Genomic DNA, 19453 nt, shown 5'->3' with positions numbered 1-19453 from the left:
CTTTGACCCTCCATCAGCCTTCCAGCGGTGTCAGTTTGTGAAATCCCTTGCGCCCATAAATAAGCGCCGACTTTTCCGGGTTCAGGTGAACTTCTTTCACCATACCGAAGAACACCGCATGTGTCTTCGTGTTTGCCCAGTTGTCGACCACGCATTCAAAGGACACGACGGACTCTTTCAAAACAGGCAGACCCAGATCTCCTTTGATCCATGTCCCGGCTGCCTGGAACTGTTGTTCCTTGTCCATTTTCGACGAAAAGGCACCGACAACCTCGGTCATGTCATCGGGTATGAGGTTTACGGCAAACTTTCGGCTGTCCATCACGACGCCATATGTTCGCGCTGTTCGGTTGATGCAAACCAACAAAGCTGGCGGATCGGCCGTTAGCGAACATACCGCCGTCGCCGCCATTCCAGCGCGCGAATCCTCGAATTCTGATGTGATGATGGTCGTTGAGGCCGCCAGCAACTGCATGCCGGTCTTGAACCTGTCTTCTGTGGTCAGGGTCATACTGCGCTCTTGCTATTTAGTGAACGATCACTTACCTTCCACATCGCCGGATAAATGTCAACGCAGACTTCGCAGCCCGGCGGCAAAGAAACGAAACCCGAACCTTGTGACCAATGGGACAGAACGGGCACACAGACCAACGGGAAGGCGGTTGCGCACCGCAAAACCAACCGCAGGAGACGCGTATTGAACCAGCATAGCCCCAACCCCGCCGAGAGCCTCGCGACGCTTTTGGAGATACAAAAAGCCCACCAGGCCGAACATGGCGCGCCAAACGCGGCTGAACGCAAGGATCGCATCACGCGGTTAATCGACCTGGTACTGGATAATCGCGATGCCATGATTGACGCGATCTCGGCCGATTTTGGCAATCGGTCACAACATGAAACGATCGCGGCCGACATCGTTGGCACGGTAAAACAGTTAAAATTCGCGCGGGACAACCTTGATCGTTGGATGCGCCCTGAGAAGGCAAAAGTCGAGTTTCCCCTGGGATTGCTGGGCGCGCGCGGTCGCATTCATTATCAACCCCTGGGTGTCATTGGGATTGTCAGCCCCTGGAACTTTCCGATCTATCTGGCCATTGGCCCCATGGCCGAAGCCTTTGCGGCAGGCAACTCGGTCATGCTGAAGCCGTCAGAATTCACATCCCGCACATCCGACTTTTTGAAATCGCTGATAGAAGCAAACTTCGCCCCGCACGAAGCCGTGGTTGTGACCGGTGGCGTCGACGTCGCACAGGCGTTCACTGCGCTTCCTTTTGACCACCTTCTGTTTACCGGCGCCAGCAGCATTGGGCCGCACGTCCTTCGCGCAGCAGCTGAACATATGGTGCCGACTACACTGGAGCTTGGCGGCAAGAACCCCGCCATCATCGCCCCCAGCGCGGATATGAACCTTGCGGTCGCCCGGATCGCCGCCGGCAAAGGATTCAATGCGGGTCAGGTATGCCTGGCACCGGACTATGTCTTGGTCCCACGCGCAAAGATGGAAGAATTCGCCACCCAGCTTGCGGCAAAACTTGCCGAGGCCTTCCCGACCCTGTCCGGCAACCCGGATGTCACCCATATTGTGACCGACCGCCAATTCGATCGGCTCAAGGGCCTTGTGGAGCAAGCACGCTCGGCAGGGGCGCGGGTCGTTCAGGTCAACCCCGCCAACGAAGATCTCTCAGCCACGAATGAGAAAATTCTACCCCCGACACTGATCGTCGACGCCGATCCGGCGCTGGACGTCATGCACGATGAAATCTTTGGGCCGATCCTGCCAATCCTGCCTTACGACTCGCTAGATCAGGCCATAAGCTTTGCCAATGCCCGTCCGCGCGCTCTGGCGGCTTACGTATTTGCTAAAGACGCGGGCGAGCAGGAGCAGGTGATGGAAGGCACCATTTCCGGCGGAGCGTGCATCAACGAGACCATCATGCATTCGACCCAGAACACCCTGCCCTTTGGCGGCGTCGGAAATAGTGGCATGGGCGCTTATCACGGCCTGCATGGCTTCAAACGGTTCAGCCACGCAAAGGCTATTTTCAAGCAGATCAACATGGATGGCGTCTTCAAGGCTCTTCGCCCGCCCTATGGCGAGAAGTTCTTTAAGACAATGGCACCGTTCCTGAAAAAGTAATCTGGTGCACCAAAAAAGAAGGGAGCTCTGCATTTGTGGAGTTCCCGTCAGTCGTTTTGCGGTAATGCCGGCAGCGCGGCTTGTTATGAGCAAGATGCCTGCGGCGATACCTCAGACCTCCAGCCATTCCTTCCGGATTTCGTCATTTTCGCGCAATGCCTGCGGGGTGCCTTCGTAAACCATGTGCCCGTGACCCATGACGTAAACCCGGTTGGTCACACGCAAAGCGATGGTCAGCTTTTGCTCGACCAACAGGATCGAGACGCCACGCTCGGCAATCTGCAGCAGCAGATCCCCTACCTGCTCAACAATCTTCGGGGCCAGGCCTTCGGTTGGCTCGTCGATCATGATGAAATCGGGGTTGCCCATCAAGGCACGGCAGATCGTCAGCATTTGCTTTTCGCCGCCCGACATAACTGAGGCATCCACATCCGCACGGTTGCGCAGGTTGGGAAACATCTCGAACATATCCTCGATACACCAGCGGCCATCGCCGTCCTTTTGGCCCGGCTTCAGCCCCAATATCAGGTTTTGGCGCGTTGTGAGACCGGGAAAGATATCCCGGTTTTCGGGCACGTAGCCAATCCCGGCCTTGGCAATCTCAAAGCTCTTGCGGCCAGCGATCTCCTGGCCGCGGAACTTGATTGACCCATGAGGCGCGACCTCGCCCATGATCGCCTTGCAGGTGGTTGATCGCCCAACCCCGTTGCGCCCCAGCAGCGAGACGATTTCGCCCTCGCCCACTTCAAGGTTCACCCCCTGAAGAATGTGACTTTTTCCGTAATATGCGTGCAAGTCGGTGACCTGAAGCATTACACCGCCTCCTCTTCCAAACTTGCGCCCAGATAGGCTTCTTTCACTTTCGCCGATGCGCGCACTACGTCCGGCGTGTCGGATTCGATCACTTCGCCATATACAAGGACCGAGATTTTGTCAGCCAAATCGAAAATCACGCCCATGTCGTGTTCGACAATCAAAAGCGTCTTATCCTCGGTCACGTTGCGGATCAGGTCGACGATCAGGTCAGTTTCCGAATGACTCATCCCGGCGCAGGGTTCGTCCAACAGTATGACATCCGCCCCACCTGCGATCGTGATCCCGATTTCAAGCGCGCGCTGCTCGGCGTAGGCCAGCGTGCCCGCCAGTTCATTCCGGCGCGAGGTCAGATTGATTTGTGCCAGAATGCCCTCGGCCTTTTCGGTCACGTCCTGCTGCTGGCCAATCATATGCCAAAACGAATAGCGATAGCCCATTGTCCACAACAACCCGCACCGAATGTTTTCGAAAACCGTCATGTTGGGAAAGATGTTGGTGATCTGGAACGACCGACTAAGGCCGCGGCGGTTGATCTCGAACGGTTTCAATCCGGTGACATCCTCACCGTGCAGGAACACCCCACCTGAGGTCGGCGCGAACCGCCCGGTGATCAGGTTGAACAGGGTCGATTTCCCGGCCCCGTTTGGCCCAATGACCGCGTGGCGTTCACCCTTGGCGATCTGCAGGTTCACACCCTGAATAATCCTGGCAAGACCAAAGCTTTTTTCGAGGTTTTTCAGCTCAATAGCAGGAGCGCTCATGCCCGATCCTCCGCATGGTTCGCATTGTCCCAGGCGTCACGGATTTCCGGCAAAACGCGGGACACAAGGAATAGTGAGATCGCGGCGATGATTACTGCAAACGCCACGGCCTGATAGCCGCCACTGTCAAAGGCAATACCATAGAGATGCATCTCGTGATCGCCACCGTATCCGTGGCGCTTGTGGAAAAGGATTTCCAAAATGGCGGCCAGGGACAAGACACTCGTGATCGCAGGGATTGCCACCTTGAGATACGGCTTGATCAGCAATTTCAGTTTACCCAAGGCGAGCGGGCGTCGATGCATCGCGATCAACCCGGCAAAACCAGACGGGAAGAACATCACACAGGCCACGAACAATATGCCCAGATACAACGCCCATAATTCGGTATGCAGGCCAAGAACCGTTTGAAGCAAGGTGAACACGACCGCCCCGATAATCGGCCCGACAAAGAAGCCGGCACCACCAATGAAGGTGATCAGCAGGATCGAGCCTGACGTCGCAAGGTTCAGGTTTTCCTCGGTCAGAATCTCAAAATTGATCGCGAACAACGACCCGGCAACACCGGCAAAAAAGCCCGAAGCACAGAAGGAAATCCAGCGAATATTGCGCTGGGAATACCCCAGAAACTCGGCGCGTTCTTCGTTGTCGCGTACTGCGTTGGCGATCCGCCCGATCGGCGTGAGCGAGAACAGATACATCAGCAGTGCTGCCACCAAAAGCCACACGACTGTAAGGTAATAGACCTCTTGCTGTGTAAGGAATTCATATCCGAACACTGGCGGACCCATGGTCCGGTCGCCCGAGATGCCTTCTTCGCCGCCAAAGAACACGACGATGATGACGGAACAGGCGGCGATCAGCTCTCCGACACCAAGCGAGATCATAGCGAATACAGTGCCTGCCCGACGGGTCGAAAAACTACCGATCAGGAAGGCGAAGACCATGCCGAACAAGCCTCCGACAATCGGAAGAAACGGCAAAGGCAACCACAGCCCGTCCTCGACCATGTTCATCACGTGCATGGCGAAGAACCCGCCAAGACCCATATAGACCGCATGACCAAAGGACAGCATACCACCCTGCCCCAGCAACATGTTGTAGCTCAGCGCGAAGACGATGGTGATCGCCATCTGGTTCATGATCGTCAGCGCCGAACTGGACTGGAACACAAATGGCAGGCACAACAGGAACAGAGCGGCAAAAGCCCAAGGCATCATGTTCGATAGCGATATCAGCCGGGTAGTCCCCGCAGTTAAGGGCGTCTTACTGGCGATACTCATGATTCACGGTTCCCCATGAGACCTTGCGGGCGCAGAACAAGAACGATGATCATCAGCAGGTATGGCAAGATCGGGCCAAGCTGAGGCAGCGTCAGTGTCCACAGGTCCTGCAGCGGATGATCCCAGATCATCTCTGGCTTGGTAAAGCCTATCGCGGTCAGCACTTGTTCGGCCGTGACGTCATAGGCGGTGGCAAAGGTCTGAAGCCAGCCAATAATCAGGGATGCAACCAAGGCGCCCCAAAGCGAACCCAGACCGCCGATCACAATGGTCACAAAAACGATCGAACCAAGCTGCAAGGCCATGCCTGGGAAAACGCCCAGAACCGGACCGGCGATGACGCCAGCCAGACCGGCCATCGCGGTTCCCACGCCAAACACGCACATAAAGACCAGCGGTACGTTGTGACCCAGATTCTGCACGGTTTCGGGATAGCTGAGCGCGGCCTGAATGGTCATGCCGATACGGGTTTTGGTCAGAATGTATAGCAGCGTCAGGAAGATCCCCATCGCAACGGCGATCATGAAAACCTTGTAGGCAGGAAAAGCATTTCCAGCGATAGCGAAAGCTGCAAAATCCAGCGCGGCAGGTTCCGAGAATGGAAGCTGACTTTTGCCCCAGAAGAATTGAATCGTTTCTTCAATCAGCAGCGCAAGACCAAAGGTAAAGATCAGTTCTGGCACATGCCCGTATTTGTGAACTCGCCTTAACCCGTATCGCTCGATCAGAGCCCCGATCAAACCGACAATCAATGGCGCGACAAGCAAGCCGACCCAGAACCCGGTGACGAGGCTGATCTGATAGGCGAAATAAGCACCCAGCATGTAAAAACTGGCATGAGCAAAGTTCAGAACGCCCATCATGGAAAAGATCAGTGTCAAACCGCTGCATAGCATGAACAGCAACAAACCAGTCACAAATCCATCCAACACGTTCACGAGGAACAGCGCCATTACGTGTCTCCCTGCATATTATTGAGTGGCAGCCTGGTAGCCCGCCCGAATTTCAGACGGACCACCAGAGTGGTTAGAGGCTTATGGGCGCTTCATCTCGCATGTGGTGGACGAGTCATTGGACGCCATTTCGACAACAGTTTCTGCAACCATACCGCGGCCAGACTTGTCGTATTCAAAAGCGACCTCGGGTGTCTGGCCCTGCACGGTCACGGTTTGGATCGTCTGGTGATCGCTTTCACGCATCACGGTCTTGCCAGTGACAATACTGTCGTATTCCATGCCTTCCAGCGCGTAGGCGATCGCCTTGATATCCGTGGCGTTGCCAACTTCGTTGATCGCGGCTGCCAGCATCGGTGCGACATTCGCCATCTGAGGTTGACCAAAGTCCAGATCCGGGAAGCTTACATAGAAGGCCTCGATGAACTCCTGCGCTTCTGGTGTCGGGGCCGGATTTACCTGACCTGCACCGACCAGCTTGACGATTCCGTCGCCTTCTTCACCAAAGGCCGCGGTGATGCCCGAAGTCGCGCCATAGTAGGTGTAGATCGGCTTGTCGAAACCAGCACCCATGACCGCCTTGCCCAAACCAACCATGTCGCCACCCCAGTTACCTGTGATCACGGCATCTGCCCCCGAACCAACAATCTTGCGCGCGTAGGGCGTGAAGTCTTTGACTTTGCCGATTGGGTGCAACTCGTTCCCGACAATCTCAATATCGGGGCGCTTTTCCTGAAGGAAACGCTGAGCGGCCGCAGCAACAGCCTTACCGAACGAATAGTCCTGACCGATCACATAGACTTTTTTAATATCCGGGTTGGCTGCAATGTCATCGGTCAACGCGTCCATTTTGATGTCAGCATTGGCGTCAAAGCGGAAATGCCAGAACTGACACTTGTCATTGGTCAACGCCGGGTCAACGGCCGAGTGGTTGAGGAAGATAACCGGATCATCAGGATTGCGACGATTGTGCTTGGCAACGGCTTCGGTCAGCGCGTTCGCCACACCGGATGATGCGCCCTGAGCGATGATGCGAATGCCCTGATCCATGGCAACCTGCAACTGGATGAGCGATTCCTTTGCGCTGATCTTATTGTCGAAAGGCACCATCTCGAATTCGGCATTCCCATCCAACAGCGCGCCAGGTTCGTTCACCAGCTCTTTGACGCTGTGGCGATAGATCGCCAGGCCTTGTGTGCCCGTCGTCGCAAATGGCCCGGATAGCGGATCAATGAAGGCGATCCGTACTTTTTCCTGTGCCGCAGCGGCCCCTGCAACAAGACCAGCAGCAAGTGCGGTCGCCATCATCAAATTGAACTTGTTCATTTCTTCCTCCCTATTGACACCAGGCGGTAGGTTTCAGCCCGTTGTAAGATCCACATCTGGGTGAGTGATCGATCACTATATTCATGACTGTTTGTTAGTGTGTCAACGAATTACTGACCGAATTTGGAACTTCTGGACATTCGTGAAACAAAATCGGCATTGCGCCGTCACATCGCCCAATTTTATCGCGACTAGAGTGACTGCTCCTCAATTAGCTTTGAAAATAAGGGGAATGATCAATCGACTGAATATCCGTGATCCAATCTTCTGCCCGCGCTCATGATAAACAAAATTGGCCCAAACAAATCGTTGACATTTTTTTTGTTCGCGTAATATCATTTGTGTACTAACGAGAAATTTCTCATCAGGATAGACACTTTGCGGTATCTCTCTCCCAACACGCTCGATGATGCATTTGACTTGCTGACCAGCAATGATCTGACGGTTGTCGCTGGCGGCACTGACTTTTTCCCATCCCGGCAGCGTCATGAGCTGCACACCGACATATTGGACGTCACACGCATCAATGGTCTTTCGGGCATCCAACTTGTGGATGACCGTTGGAGAATCGGAGCCACAACAAGCTGGACAGACATTGCCGGGGCCAATTTGCCCGTAGCATTTAGGGGCCTGCAAATGGCAGCGCGGGAAGTCGGTAGCCTGCAGATCCAGAACAGCGGCACGATTGCAGGGAACCTGTGCAATGCCTCGCCTGCCGCTGACGGCGTGCCACCGCTGCTGACGCTGGAGGCTAGCGTTGAGCTTGGCTCGGCCCGTGGCTTTCGCGAGGTTCCGCTGTCAAAGTTCATCACTGGCGTGCGCAAAACGGCGCTGTCCGGCGATGAGATTGTGACGGCGATCTACCTGCCCGATCCGCCCAAAGGGACTGTTGGACATTTCGAAAAACTCGGCGCGCGACGATACCTTGTGATCTCGATCACGATGACTTCTGTCATCATCGGCCTCGATGAAAACCGCCGGATCAACTATGCGCGCGTCGCCGTGGGGGCTGCGTCAGCCGTGGCACAAAGGCTGGTACAGCTCGAAGCCGATTTGATCGGGAAATCCCCTGAAACGGTTGAAGTTTCATCAGAGCATTTGGCACCGCTTAGCCCCATTGATGACGTCCGCGGGGACGCCGCATTCCGACTGGACTCTGTGACAGAACAATGTGTCCGGGCAATCGCAGAGGCGGGACAACATCATGGATAAACGCGCTGATGAAATCACGACCGAATTCACCCTGAATGGCCACCCCGTCAGCGCGGTGCCGCGCGTGGGTGAGCGCCTGTCGGAAATGCTGCGCGAGCGGCTGTCAGCACGCGACGTCAAGATCGGATGCAATGCCGGCGACTGCGGTGCTTGCACCGTTCTGGTCGATGGTGATCCGGTCTGTGCCTGCCTGGTTCCGGCGCAACAGGCTGCTGGGCGGTCTGTGGAAACGGTGTCCGGGCTGACGCAAGATGACCAGACTGCCAAACGTCTGGCAGAAAGCTTTCAAAACCACGGTGCGGCGCAGTGCGGTATCTGCACGCCGGGCATGATGACTGCTGCCGTCGCATTGCTGCGCGAGACACCTGAGCCAAACAATGAGCAGGTCCAGGATGCCCTAGGCGGCGTTTTGTGCCGCTGCACCGGGTATCGCAAGATTATCGATGCCGTTGTTGCCGCCGGTGCGCCTGCTTTGCCAGAAGCAACACTGGGACATGCGGGCGACGCCATCTGGCGCGTAGATGGGCACGACAAGGTTACAGGCACAGAACTTTTTGGCGATGATGTTGCCCCGGCAGGTACGTTAGAAATCTGTGTCATCCGTTCCCCCTATCACCGTGCCGGATTTACACTTGGCGATCTGGACACTTGGGCCAATAAGACCCCTGGGATCGAAGCAGTCCTGACTGCGGCCGACATTCCCGGGCGCAACAACTTTGGCGTTATTCCCGACTTTGCCGACCAACCTGTATTCGCGGAATCCGAGGCTCGGTTCCGTGGTGAGGCTGTCGCCGCCATCATTGGCCTGCCCGAGGTTCTGGCAACCTTCGACCCAGCGGATTTTCCGGTAACGTGGGAAGAAAGACCCCCCGCGTTGGATTCACTGGACGCCATGACGCCCCAAGCCGCGCAGCTGCACCCAGATCGCGACGGAAACGTTATGTGCGCCGGTTTCGTGAAATGCGGAACCCCAGAAACCGCGTTGGCCAACGCAGATGTTGTGGTCGAAGGCCATTTCCGCTCGGGCTTTGTCGAACATGGTTATATTGAGCCTGAGGCCGGGTTCGCCGAGATCGTGAACGGGCGGGTCGAAGTCCATGCCTGCACGCAAGCTCCGGTGATGGACCTAGACGCGCTGGAGATCATCCTGGGGATGCCGCGCGGTCAGATCCGTATTGCCCCGACCGGGGTCGGCGGCGGGTTCGGTTCAAAACTCGATATCTCGGTGCAGCCTTATCTGGCTCTTGCCGCGCTCAAAACCGGCAAACCGGTGCGACTGACGTACTCGCGGACCGAGTCCATGCAGTCCACCACCAAACGCCACCCTTCCGACCTGCGGGTCAAGATCGGGGCAACTAAAGACGGTCGTATCAGTGGGATGACTTTTGATGGGCTGTTCAACACAGGCGCCTATGCCAGCTGGGGTCCGACCGTGGCCAATCGGGTTCCTGTTCATGCCTCGGGGCCGTACAAAATCACCGACTACTGCGCCGAAGCCAAAGGCATCCATACGCATTGCCCGCCATCGGGCGCATTCCGCGGCTTTGGCGTTCCACAATCAGCCATCGCGCAGGAATGCCTGTTCGACGAGTTGGCGGACAAGCTAGGCATCGACGCGCTTGATTTCCGCATCAACAATGCGCTGGAAAATGGGGTCCCCACCGTTTGCGGGCAGGTCTTCGATCAGGGTGTTGGCATTCGCGCCTGCCTCGAAGCGCTGCGTCCCGCGTGGGCTGAAGAAAACAAAGCAGCTCAGGCACACAACGAACAAAACAATACCTTGATGCGCGGCGTTGGGCTGGCGGCAGGCTGGTACGGGTGCGGCAACACTTCGTTGCCCAACCCGTCGACGATCAAATCGGGTATCCGGTCAGATGGCAGTGTGGTCCTGCACCAAGGAGCGATGGATATCGGCCAAGGGGCAAACACCGTCATCACGCAGATCTTTGCCACGGCGCTTGGTGTCCCGGTTGCGCAGATCGAAATCATCGGGGCCGATACGGATGTCACGCCAGACGCGGGCAAAACTTCGGCCTCACGTCAGACCTATGTCTCTGGCAGCGCTTCACGTCTGTCGGGCGAAGCGATGCGGGCGCAGATTCTGTCCCGCGTGAACGCCGGGCCTGATGCTGTGATCACCCTGAACGCAGGCGCAATTGCTGTGGATGATAACGGACAGCAGCACACGATCGACCTGACCACGCTGGAACCGGACGCCGAAGGGTATGTTCTGCGTTCCGAAGAAACCTATGACCCGCCCACAAAACCGTTGGACGAAAACGGTCAAGGGATACCTTATGCTCAGTTTGGTTATGCTGCGCATCTGGCTGTTGTCGAGGTGGACACAAAACTTGGCACGGTGAAACCGATCAAATTCGTGGCCGCCCATGACGTCGGCAAAGCGATTAACCCGATGCTGGTCGAGGGTCAGGTGCAGGGCGGTATCGCGCAGGGTCTTGGCATGGCGCTGATGGAAGAATACCTGCCCGGCCTTACCGAGAACCTGCACGACTATCTGATCCCGACCATTGGAGACATCCCCCCGATCGAAACCCTCATCATCGAGGAAGAGGATGCCCACGGCCCCTACGGTGCCAAGGGACTGGGAGAGCACGTTCTGATCCCGACGGCCCCGGCCCTTTTCAATGCAATCAATCGCGCCTGCGGCGTTCGGCTGACGCAAGGTCCTGCCACGCCTGCAAAGATGCGCGCAGCAATCAAGGAACTGAAAGATGGCAACTGAACGCGCCACACCAGAGAAAATCCGCTGCGATGCCTGCCCGGTGATGTGCTACATCGCGGACGGTAAAATCGGGGCCTGCGACCGCTATGCCAATCATGGTGGCGACCTAGTCCGTTTGGATGCATTGACGATCATCGAAAGCACTGAGGACACGCGCCTTGTCCCGTTCCTGAAAGACGGTAAAGACCCCGAAGACTGGGACGGCGACATCGTGCAAGGCAAGCGGCCCTTTGTGACCGCCGTCGGTGCGGGCACGACCTACCCCGACTACAAACCTGCGCCCTTTATCGTCAGCCAGGACGTGGAAGGCGTGGATATGGTTACTGTCGTGACCGAGGGGATTTTCTCGTATTGCGGTGTCAAAGTGAAGATCGACACCGATCGCCATATTGGTCACGAGCGCGATGTCGTCCGCGTGGACGGTGAGCCCGTCGGGCATGTGATGACCTCGGAATACGGGTCCAAGATGTTGTCGCTGGGCGGTGTGGAGCACCTGACCGGTGGCACCAAGAAAGAAGGTCGGATTACCTGCGATGCCCTGCTTCGGCTGTGCAATCGCGAAGCTGTCGAGATGGTGATCGGTGATGAAGGACATGAGACCACGGTTGTTGTTCAGGCCGGCAAAGCGCCCATCATCAACGGGGTTGAGGAAAAACTGATGCGGGTGGGCTGCGGCTCGGCCACAATCGGGATGTTCGCCAAGCAGTGGATTGAACATGTGGATGACGTGGTGGTGGTCGACGACCACATTACCGGCGTTCTGTCCGAGCATCAGGCAGGCAAACTGCTGGATGTCGAACCAACGGGCATCAAGATCAATGGTCGTCGTTCCACCCCGGGTCGCTATTTTCAGGTCGCAGAGCCCGGCACCGGCTGGGGCGGTACGGATATCGAGGATCCGCTAAAAATTCTGGGCGACTTCAATCCAAAATTCGCGCGTAAAGGTATGAGCCTGTTGATGGTATCCACCACTGGTGAGCAATATGGCTATTTTGAACTGGATGCCGAGCTGAAACCTCAGCCCGTCGAGATTCCCCCGGCGCTGAAGGCGTCTGCTGAGCTGATTGCCGAAAACTGCGAACCTTCGGTCTGCTCGGTTCTGTTCATGGGCGGCGCAGGCGGCAGCCTGCGGGCAGGTGTCACGGAAAACCCGGTGCGGCTGACAAAATCGGTCAAGGACTCGCTGACCTTTGTATCCTGCGGCGGGGCCGAGGCTTACGTTTGGCCTGGCGGCGGCATCACCGTGATGGTCGACGTTCTGGACATGCCCACCGGATCGTTCGGGTACGTGCCAACACCAGCGCTGGTCGCCCCCATCGAGTTCACGATGCGTGTCAGCGACTATGGCACGCTGGGCGGACACATGGATGAGATCAAGCCGGTTTCCGAGGTTGTCTCGGACGAAACCCGCAAGGTGGATCAGTTCGAAAACCAACCCGACCCGATGTCTTCGAAAAATTATCGCTGGGCGAAAGGAGCATAAGGCCGGATGCACCCCACCTCTGCCATATTGCCCTGCGGCCGCAGATTGCATCTGCAACACGGACCGATCGACCTGATCGTCGAGGCAGATGGCGCGCAAGATATCGCATTCGAAGCTGCCCAGTTACGGTTCCAATCCTTGCTGCAGGGCTTGGTGGATGAACTGGGGTTGCTGAAAATGCCCATGACCGCTGAATGCGCCCGCCCTCAAGGACGGGTAGCGCGCCGCATGGATGAGGCTGCGCGCCCTCATTCCAACGTGTTTGTTACACGCATGGCCGCCGTTGCCGGAGCTGTCGCGGACGAAGTACTGGCGGCCATGCTTCACGCCACACCTCTGGATCGCGCGTTGGTCAACAATGGCGGAGATATTGCTGTTTATCTGGGCTCGGGTCAGGACTATCGCATCGCAATGAGCGGGCTTAACGGATGCGATCTGGGCCGCATTGCTATCCGTGCAAGCGACAAGATTGGCGGCATTGCCACGTCGGGTCGCGGCGGGCGCAGCTTGAGCCTTGGCATCGCCGACAGCGTTACAGTGTTGGCCAGCAACGCAGCAATGGCCGATGTGGCAGCGACGCTGATCGCCAATGCGGTTGATCTGCCCGGGCATCCGGCCATCCGGCGCCTTCCGGCCAATCAACTGCGCGATGACAGCGATTTGGGCGACCTGCCCGTTCCGGTTTCTGTCGGCCAACTCTCAGCCCAAGATATTCAAGATGCCCTGTCACACGGCCTGAATACTGCCGAGACCTTGCTTGGACGCGGTTTGATCTCTGCCGCCCATCTGTCTCTTGGCTCCCACTCCCGCCAGACGGGCGCGTCTCGACTGGTGATCTCAACCACTCAAAAGGTTCCACAATATGCCTGACGTTCAACTGCGAAAGAAGCTGTTTTCGCTTGAAGAAATCTATCACGAAGGCGGACCGCTGTCCGACACACCGCTGGTGCGGGTGGCCGCAATGGCCGTGATCGCCAACCCGTTTGCAGGGCGGTACGAACCCAAAATTCAGGGCTTTATGGAAGACCTCAAACCTCTGGGTCTGGAAATGGCACAAGCCCTGATCGACATGCTGGGCGGTCCGGAAAACGTACAAGGCTATGGCAAAGGTTCTTTGGTTGGTGAAGGCGGCGAGCTGGAACACGGCGCTCTGTGGCACGCCCCCGGCGGCTATGCGATGCGCCAGTTGCTAGGCACGGCAAACGCGATTGTGCCCTCATCCAAAAAAGTCGGTGGCGTGGGTGCGCGACTGGATGTGCCGATCACGCATATCAACGCCTCATATGTGCGCAGCCATTTCGACAGCATGGAGGTGGGTTGCAATGACGCCCCGCGCGCAGGCGAGCTGGCTTTCTCGCTGGTCATGACAACCGGGCCGCGGGTGCATTCGCGCTCGGGTGGGCTTGAGGCCTGGGACATCAAAGGAGAGGACGGCCTAAGATGACAAAGATCCGCAAAATCGCAGTCAACGTTGAAGAAACCCATATCGAGGCAGGGCGACCGATCTCGCCCGCCACGCGCAAGGCGGTGGCCGTGGCCGTGATCGAAAACCCCTTTGCCGGGCAATATGTCGAGGATCTGACACCCCTGATGGAAACTGGGGCTGAGTTGGGCGCTTTGCTGGGTCGCCGCTGCGTCGAGGCCCTTGGCATCACACCGGAACAGGCCGAAAGCTACGGCAAATCGGCGATGGTCGGTGAGAATGGCGAGCTGGAACATGCCGCCGCCATCCTGCACCCCAAACTGGGCGCGCCACTGCGCAAAGAGGTCGAAAAGGGCGCTGCCTTGGTTCCTTCTTCGAAGAAGATGGGCAGCCCTGGGCAGGTACTGGACGTACCGCTTGGTCACAAGGACGCGGCCTATGTGCGCAGCCATTTTGACGGCATCGAAGTGCAGTTGAACGACGCGCCCCGTGCGAATGAGATCATGGTGGCAGTTGCGGTCACCGACAGCGGACGACCGCTGCCGCGTGTAGGCGGACTGACGAATGAGGAGGCAGAAGGCAAAGACGGGCTGCGCTGAATGTAGCAGCTGCGCTCTTTAGGGCTGACAACACATTAAGAAGCCGGGATAACTGGCCGTGAACAATGATCATTGGGAGGAATTCGAAATGAATCTGATCAGACGCACGGTACTGGGCGCGCTTGCGGCGCTACCCTTCACCAGTTTGACGGTTGGGGTCAGTCTGGCCCAGGACTCAATCGTTTTGGGTGAGGTGAACAGCTATACCCGTCTGCCCGCCTTTACTGAGCCCTACAAGAAAGGTTGGCAACTGGCGGTCGAACAGATCAACGCCGCAGGCGGGATCGACGGCAAGCAACTGGAAGTGATCAGCCGGGATGATACCGGTGATCCAGCCACCGCAATCCGGATCGCCGAGGAACTGGTCTCAAAAGACGGTGCAGTTCTGATCTTTGGCACCTTCCTGTCCAATATCGGTCTGGCCGTTTCCGATTTTGCCAAGCAGAAAGAAGTCCTGTTCATCGCGTCAGAGCCCCTGTCCGACGCGATCGTCTGGTCCAAAGGCAACAAATACACCTATCGTCTTCGCCCCTCGACCCATATGCAGGCCGCGATGCTGGCCGAACAGGCCGCCAAGCTCGACGCCGTGAAATGGGCGACTGTCGCGCCGAACTACGCCTATGGGCAGGATGCGGTGAAGGCCTTCAAATCCGAACTGACCAAATTGCGCCCCGATGTAGAATTTGTCGAAGAACAATGGCCACCGCTGTTCAAAATCGACGCGGGTTCCACCGTCCGCGCGCTTGAGGCCTCGAAACCGGATGCGATTTACAACGTGACCTTCGGCGGCGATCTGGCCAAATTTGTTCGCGAAGGTTCGCTGCGGTTCCTGTTCGAGGATCGCGACGTTGCATCATTGCTGACCGGAGAACCGGAATACCTCGACCCGCTGGGGGCTGAGGCTCCTGAGGGTTGGATCGTCACTGGATACCCCTCGACCGACATCGCAACGGACGAGCATAAGGCGTTTGCTGAAGCCTATATCGAAAAGTTCGGCGAAGCGCCCAAAACCGGATCTATCGTTGGATATAACTCGATCCTCGCCATCGCCGCAGCACTAGAAAAGGCCGATTCCACAGACACTGACGCCTTGCTAGCCGCGATGGAGGGCCTGACCGTCGACAGCAGCCCAACCGGCCCCTTCACCTTCCGCGCGGCTGACCATCAGTCCACGATGGGCGCCTATGTCGGAAAGACTGGGACAGTCGACGGCAAACCATCGATGGTCGACTGGTCCTATGCCGACGGGGCAGATTATTTGCCCAGCGAAGACGACGCAGCAGCCTTGCGTCCGGCGGAATAAGCCGAATTAGGCGGGGCAATAGCTGCCCCGCCCCACAAAAAGAACACGAACAAGGGACGGTGGCCCGATGGGGTTCTATTTTGCACAGCTACTGACTGGATTGGCGAACGCTTCCTCGCTTTTCCTGATCGCATCCGGGCTTTCGATCATCTTCGGCGTCACGCGGATCGTGAACTTTGCGCATGGCTCGTTCTACATGGTCGGCGCTTATCTCGCTTACACACTGGTCACACTCTGGAGCGGCAGCATCCTTGGCTTTTGGGTCAGCGTCATTTTGGCGGCAATGATCGTCGGGGTGATCGGCCTGATCATCGAACTCACTATCCTGCGCCGCATTTACCACGCACCTGAGCTGTTCCAACTAGTCGCAACGTTTGGCGTCGTATTGATCTTTCAGGATGGCACGCTGGCGATCTGGGGCGCGGAGGACCTTTTGGGCCCGCGCGCGCCGGGATTGGATAGCGCGGTTCGCATCATGGGTGAACCAATTCCCGAATATGACCTCGCCTTGATCGCTATCGGGCCGGTCGTATTGCTGGCCATCTGGCTGCTGTTCCACAAAACCCGCTGGGGTGTTCTGGTGCGTGCCGCGACCCAAGACCGCGAGATGGTCGGGGCGCTAGGCGTCAACCAAGCCTGGTTGTTTTCGGCAGCATTCGTATTGGGCTCGTTCTTGGCTGGATTGGGTGGCGCACTGCAAATCCCGCGCGAGGCGGTATCGCTGCAGATGGATCTGTCCATCATCGGTGAGGCTTTCGTCGTGGTTGTCATTGGCGGTATGGGCAGCGTGTCCGGCGCGTTTGTAGCGGCGGTTCTGATCTCGGTCCTGAACGCTTTTGCAATCCTGATCTTCCCGCAAATCTCAATCGTTTTACCCTTCGTCATTATGGCGATTGTCCTGATCTTCCGGCCCCATGGCTTGTTCGGCAAACCCGGCAGCGAAAAGGGCGCGCCGGAAGAACCGGACCAACCACTGGCGCTGATGGATCAGAAATCAGCAATGGTGCTGATGGCCGCGCTGCTGGTGCTGGCGCTTAGCCCCTTGTTCACTGCTGATTTCACTTCGGTCCTGATGGTCGATGTGATGGTCGCGACGTTATTTGCCGTATCGCTGCATTTTATGATGGGTGTTGGCGGCATGGTCAGCTTTGGGCACGCCGCTTATTTCGGCGTTGGCGCCTATGGCGCGGCGATGGCGGTCAAATTCCTTGGCCTCGGCATGATCTCGGCTATGCTTTTCGGCCCGGTTTGCGCGGCCATAGCAGCGCTGTTCTTCGGCTGGTTCTGTGTCCGGCTGTCGGGCGTTTACCTCGCCATGTTGACCTTGGCCGCAGCCCAGATCCTATGGGGTGTCACGTTCCAATGGCAGGAATTCACCGGCGGGGATGATGGCATCCTTGGCGTATGGCCTGCCAAATGGGCCAGCTCCGACAAGGTTTATTTCTACATCGCCTTCGTCCTATGTATCGGCGGAATATGGGCTTTGCGTCGTGTGGCCTTCTCTCCATTCGGCTATATCCTGCGCGGCATACGCGACAGCCAGACCCGGGCTGAATCGATCGGCATCGATACCCGGTTTCATCAATGGATGGGCTTTGTGCTGGCGGGTGGCTTTGCCGGTTTGGCCGGGGTCGTCTTTGCATTTTCAAAGGGCAGCGTCTTTCCTGACAGCCTCGGCATCGCGCTGAGCATCGACGGTCTGATCATGGTTCTTCTGGGCGGCATTCACGCGCTGGCGGGTCCGATCCTTGGGGCCGGTGCCTTTGTCCTGATCGAAGATTGGGTCACGCGGTTAGACTACTGGCGCTTTATCTTCGGGGCCATCATTCTAATCGTTGTCCTAGTGGCACCTGACGGGATTGCGGGCGGTGTCCAGCGCCTGCTGCGCGGCCTGAAAGGAGGCCGGGCATGACCAACGTTCTCGAAGTCCGTAACCTGTCCAAATCCTTTGGCGGCGTGCAGGCCGTGAAGGATGTGAATTTCGATCTGAAGGAAGGGGAATTCCTTGCCCTGATCGGTCCCAACGGCGCGGGCAAAACCACATGTTTCAACATGCTGAATGGCTACCTAAAACCGAATACAGGCTCCGTATCCTTGCGCGGCCAGGCCCTGATCGGCCACCCGCCGCGCAAGATATGGCGTATGGGTGTCGGTCGAACGTTCCAGATTACGGCAACCTTCCTGTCGATGACCGTTGTGGAAAATGTCCAGATGGCGCTGATCTCGTATCACCGCCGGGTGTTTGACCTGTTTTCACGCGCAACGCGGATGTATGTGGACGAGGCAATGGCGCTGCTGGAACTGGTCTCGATGCAGGACCAGGCCGGACGGGCATGTTCGGAATTGGCTTATGGCGATCTAAAAAGGCTGGAACTGGCGATTGCCCTGGCGCATGAGCCCGCCCTACTGCTGATGGACGAACCGACGGCGGGCATGGCACCGTCCGAACGGCTAGCCCTGATGGCGTTGACCGCGGAAATCGTGGCCAAAGGCGGCGTGAGTGTGGTGTTCACCGAACATGACATGGACGTCATTTTTGCCCACGCCCATCGTATTCTGGTCCTGAACCGGGGTGAGTTGATCGCCGAAGGCACAGGGTCTGAAATCCGCACCAACCCATTGGTCCAAGAGGTATATCTGGGCGGTGGCTCAGTCTTTGAAGCGGAGAGCGCCCATGCTTGATGTCAAAAACCTTGGGGCCTGGTACGGCCGTGCGCAAATCCTCAACGGTGTTTCGCTGAGCGTCGGCGAAAACGAGGTGGTTGCGCTGATGGGCCGGAACGGCGCGGGCAAATCGACCACCATGAAGTCCATCATGGGATTGGTGCGCCACATTGATGGCACCATCCGCTATGCAGAACGCGAGGTTCAGGGGAATTCCCCTCATGCGATCTGTCGCCTTGGCATGGGTTATGTTCCCGAAGACCGTCGGATTTTCGGAGATCTGACCATCGAAGAAAACCTCGAAGTCGGACGCCGCGAACCACGTCCAGATGCACCCGAATGGACACAGGAACACTTGTTCGAGCTGTTCCCAAATCTGGCTGAGCGTCGCAAGAACCTGGGCAAACAGCTTTCGGGTGGGGAACAACAGATGCTGACCATTGCCCGTACATTGATGGGCAATCCCAAGCTGGTCCTGTTGGACGAACCATCAGAAGGGATTGCGCCGGTCATTGTTGAACAGATGGCCCGCGTGATTGCGGAACTGAAACGAGAGGGGCTGTCGGTGCTGATCAGTGAACAGAACCTACATTTTGCGCGTATCGTGTCGGACCGGGCTTATATCATCGAAAAAGGCGAAATGCGGTTCGAAGGCAGCTTTATTGACCTCGACGAAAACCCAGAAATTTCAAATACCTATCTTGCCGTCTAATACCTTGGCCTTGTGGGAAGGACATGGCTTTGATTATT

The 19453-nt window shown here is 57.2% G+C and carries 17 protein-coding genes; 11 read left to right on the top strand and 6 right to left on the bottom strand.

Annotated features, from left to right (window positions below; all coding sequences use genetic code 11):
* Window positions 1–13: 13 nt before the first annotated feature.
* Complete coding sequence (locus AC2FID_RS07785) at window positions 14–511, bottom strand: flavin reductase family protein (protein WP_109311127.1); 498 nt, start codon at window positions 509–511, stop codon at window positions 14–16.
* 186 nt (window positions 512–697) lie between these two features.
* Between AC2FID_RS07785 and AC2FID_RS07780 the strand changes: the two genes are divergently transcribed.
* A complete protein-coding gene (locus AC2FID_RS07780; RefSeq protein WP_496836196.1) occupies window positions 698–2137 on the top strand; it encodes a coniferyl aldehyde dehydrogenase in 1440 nt (479 codons plus the stop codon).
* A gap of 111 nt (window positions 2138–2248) precedes the next feature.
* Here the strand turns inward: AC2FID_RS07780 and AC2FID_RS07775 are convergent, their stop codons facing one another.
* The 5 genes from AC2FID_RS07775 to AC2FID_RS07755 form a co-directional block, all read right to left on the bottom strand.
* Complete coding sequence (locus tag AC2FID_RS07775) at window positions 2249–2950, bottom strand: ABC transporter ATP-binding protein (RefSeq protein ID WP_496724825.1); 702 nt, start codon at window positions 2948–2950, stop codon at window positions 2249–2251.
* Window positions 2950–3714, bottom strand: a complete 765-nt coding sequence (locus AC2FID_RS07770; RefSeq protein ID WP_496836195.1) for an ABC transporter ATP-binding protein — start codon at window positions 3712–3714, stop codon at window positions 2950–2952. The genes AC2FID_RS07775 and AC2FID_RS07770 overlap by 1 nt, the downstream gene beginning before the upstream one ends.
* Window positions 3711–4997 carry a branched-chain amino acid ABC transporter permease gene (locus AC2FID_RS07765; protein WP_496836194.1) on the bottom strand — a complete coding sequence of 429 codons (1287 nt, stop codon included), beginning with the start codon at window positions 4995–4997 and terminating at the stop codon, window positions 3711–3713. The genes AC2FID_RS07770 and AC2FID_RS07765 overlap by 4 nt, the downstream gene beginning before the upstream one ends.
* Window positions 4994–5950, bottom strand: a complete 957-nt coding sequence (locus tag AC2FID_RS07760) for a branched-chain amino acid ABC transporter permease (protein ID WP_109311132.1) — start codon at window positions 5948–5950, stop codon at window positions 4994–4996. Before AC2FID_RS07760 ends, AC2FID_RS07765 begins: the two co-directional genes overlap by 4 nt.
* Before the next feature lie 81 nt (window positions 5951–6031).
* A complete protein-coding gene (locus AC2FID_RS07755) occupies window positions 6032–7276 on the bottom strand; it encodes a branched-chain amino acid ABC transporter substrate-binding protein (protein ID WP_496836192.1) in 1245 nt (414 codons plus the stop codon).
* A 378-nt stretch (window positions 7277–7654) separates the two neighbouring features.
* Here AC2FID_RS07755 and AC2FID_RS07750 point away from each other — a divergent pair, with 378 nt between their 5' ends.
* The 10 genes from AC2FID_RS07750 (at window position 7655) to AC2FID_RS07705 (ending at window position 19415) form a co-directional block, all read left to right on the top strand.
* Entirely contained in the window at window positions 7655–8488 is an 834-nt protein-coding gene (locus AC2FID_RS07750; protein ID WP_282119312.1) for an FAD binding domain-containing protein, read from the top strand.
* On the top strand, window positions 8481–11231 hold the full coding sequence (locus tag AC2FID_RS07745; protein ID WP_496836191.1) for a molybdopterin-dependent oxidoreductase: 2751 nt from the start codon (window positions 8481–8483) through the stop codon (window positions 11229–11231). The genes AC2FID_RS07750 and AC2FID_RS07745 overlap by 8 nt, the downstream gene beginning before the upstream one ends.
* On the top strand, window positions 11221–12714 hold the full coding sequence (locus tag AC2FID_RS07740; protein ID WP_496836190.1) for a 6-hydroxynicotinate reductase: 1494 nt from the start codon (window positions 11221–11223) through the stop codon (window positions 12712–12714). Before AC2FID_RS07745 ends, AC2FID_RS07740 begins: the two co-directional genes overlap by 11 nt.
* Window positions 12715–12720: 6 nt before the next feature.
* On the top strand, window positions 12721–13584 hold the full coding sequence (locus AC2FID_RS07735) for a UPF0280 family protein (RefSeq protein ID WP_496755771.1): 864 nt from the start codon (window positions 12721–12723) through the stop codon (window positions 13582–13584).
* Complete coding sequence (locus tag AC2FID_RS07730) at window positions 13577–14158, top strand: amino acid synthesis family protein (protein ID WP_282119308.1); 582 nt, start codon at window positions 13577–13579, stop codon at window positions 14156–14158. The genes AC2FID_RS07735 and AC2FID_RS07730 overlap by 8 nt, the downstream gene beginning before the upstream one ends.
* A complete protein-coding gene (locus AC2FID_RS07725; protein ID WP_282119307.1) occupies window positions 14155–14736 on the top strand; it encodes an amino acid synthesis family protein in 582 nt (193 codons plus the stop codon). Before AC2FID_RS07730 ends, AC2FID_RS07725 begins: the two co-directional genes overlap by 4 nt.
* An 88-nt stretch (window positions 14737–14824) precedes the next feature.
* Window positions 14825–16039, top strand: coding sequence for an ABC transporter substrate-binding protein (locus tag AC2FID_RS07720; RefSeq protein ID WP_496755768.1), 1215 nt, complete (start codon window positions 14825–14827; stop codon window positions 16037–16039).
* Between the two features lie 67 nt (window positions 16040–16106).
* Entirely contained in the window at window positions 16107–17951 is a 1845-nt protein-coding gene (locus tag AC2FID_RS07715) for an ABC transporter permease (RefSeq protein ID WP_282119305.1), read from the top strand.
* Complete coding sequence (locus AC2FID_RS07710) at window positions 17948–18721, top strand: ABC transporter ATP-binding protein (protein WP_496836187.1); 774 nt, start codon at window positions 17948–17950, stop codon at window positions 18719–18721. The genes AC2FID_RS07715 and AC2FID_RS07710 overlap by 4 nt, the downstream gene beginning before the upstream one ends.
* Entirely contained in the window at window positions 18714–19415 is a 702-nt protein-coding gene (locus AC2FID_RS07705) for an ABC transporter ATP-binding protein (protein ID WP_282169611.1), read from the top strand. Before AC2FID_RS07710 ends, AC2FID_RS07705 begins: the two co-directional genes overlap by 8 nt.
* Window positions 19416–19453: the final 38 nt, after the last annotated feature.

It is taken from the genome of Ruegeria sp. CDSC068 (assembly GCF_059610545.1).
The sequence above is the reverse complement of the archived record's forward strand: the minus strand, read 5'-3'. Positions and strand labels throughout refer to the sequence as shown.

Coding starts and splice junctions, on each gene's coding strand:
- AC2FID_RS07785 (WP_109311127.1), bottom strand. CDS start 511: ATGACCCTGACCACAGAAGACAGGTTCAAGACCGGCATGCAGTTGCTG.
- AC2FID_RS07775 (WP_496724825.1), bottom strand. CDS start 2,950: ATGCTTCAGGTCACCGACTTGCACGCATATTACGGAAAAAGTCACATT.
- AC2FID_RS07770 (WP_496836195.1), bottom strand. CDS start 3,714: ATGAGCGCTCCTGCTATTGAGCTGAAAAACCTCGAAAAAAGCTTTGGT.
- AC2FID_RS07765 (WP_496836194.1), bottom strand. CDS start 4,997: ATGAGTATCGCCAGTAAGACGCCCTTAACTGCGGGGACTACCCGGCTG.
- AC2FID_RS07760 (WP_109311132.1), bottom strand. CDS start 5,950: ATGGCGCTGTTCCTCGTGAACGTGTTGGATGGATTTGTGACTGGTTTG.
- AC2FID_RS07755 (WP_496836192.1), bottom strand. CDS start 7,276: ATGAACAAGTTCAATTTGATGATGGCGACCGCACTTGCTGCTGGTCTT.
- AC2FID_RS07745 (WP_496836191.1), top strand. CDS start 8,481: ATGGATAAACGCGCTGATGAAATCACGACCGAATTCACCCTGAATGGC.
- AC2FID_RS07740 (WP_496836190.1), top strand. CDS start 11,221: ATGGCAACTGAACGCGCCACACCAGAGAAAATCCGCTGCGATGCCTGC.
- AC2FID_RS07735 (WP_496755771.1), top strand. CDS start 12,721: ATGCACCCCACCTCTGCCATATTGCCCTGCGGCCGCAGATTGCATCTG.
- AC2FID_RS07730 (WP_282119308.1), top strand. CDS start 13,577: ATGCCTGACGTTCAACTGCGAAAGAAGCTGTTTTCGCTTGAAGAAATC.
- AC2FID_RS07725 (WP_282119307.1), top strand. CDS start 14,155: ATGACAAAGATCCGCAAAATCGCAGTCAACGTTGAAGAAACCCATATC.
- AC2FID_RS07720 (WP_496755768.1), top strand. CDS start 14,825: ATGAATCTGATCAGACGCACGGTACTGGGCGCGCTTGCGGCGCTACCC.
- AC2FID_RS07715 (WP_282119305.1), top strand. CDS start 16,107: ATGGGGTTCTATTTTGCACAGCTACTGACTGGATTGGCGAACGCTTCC.
- AC2FID_RS07710 (WP_496836187.1), top strand. CDS start 17,948: ATGACCAACGTTCTCGAAGTCCGTAACCTGTCCAAATCCTTTGGCGGC.
- AC2FID_RS07705 (WP_282169611.1), top strand. CDS start 18,714: ATGCTTGATGTCAAAAACCTTGGGGCCTGGTACGGCCGTGCGCAAATC.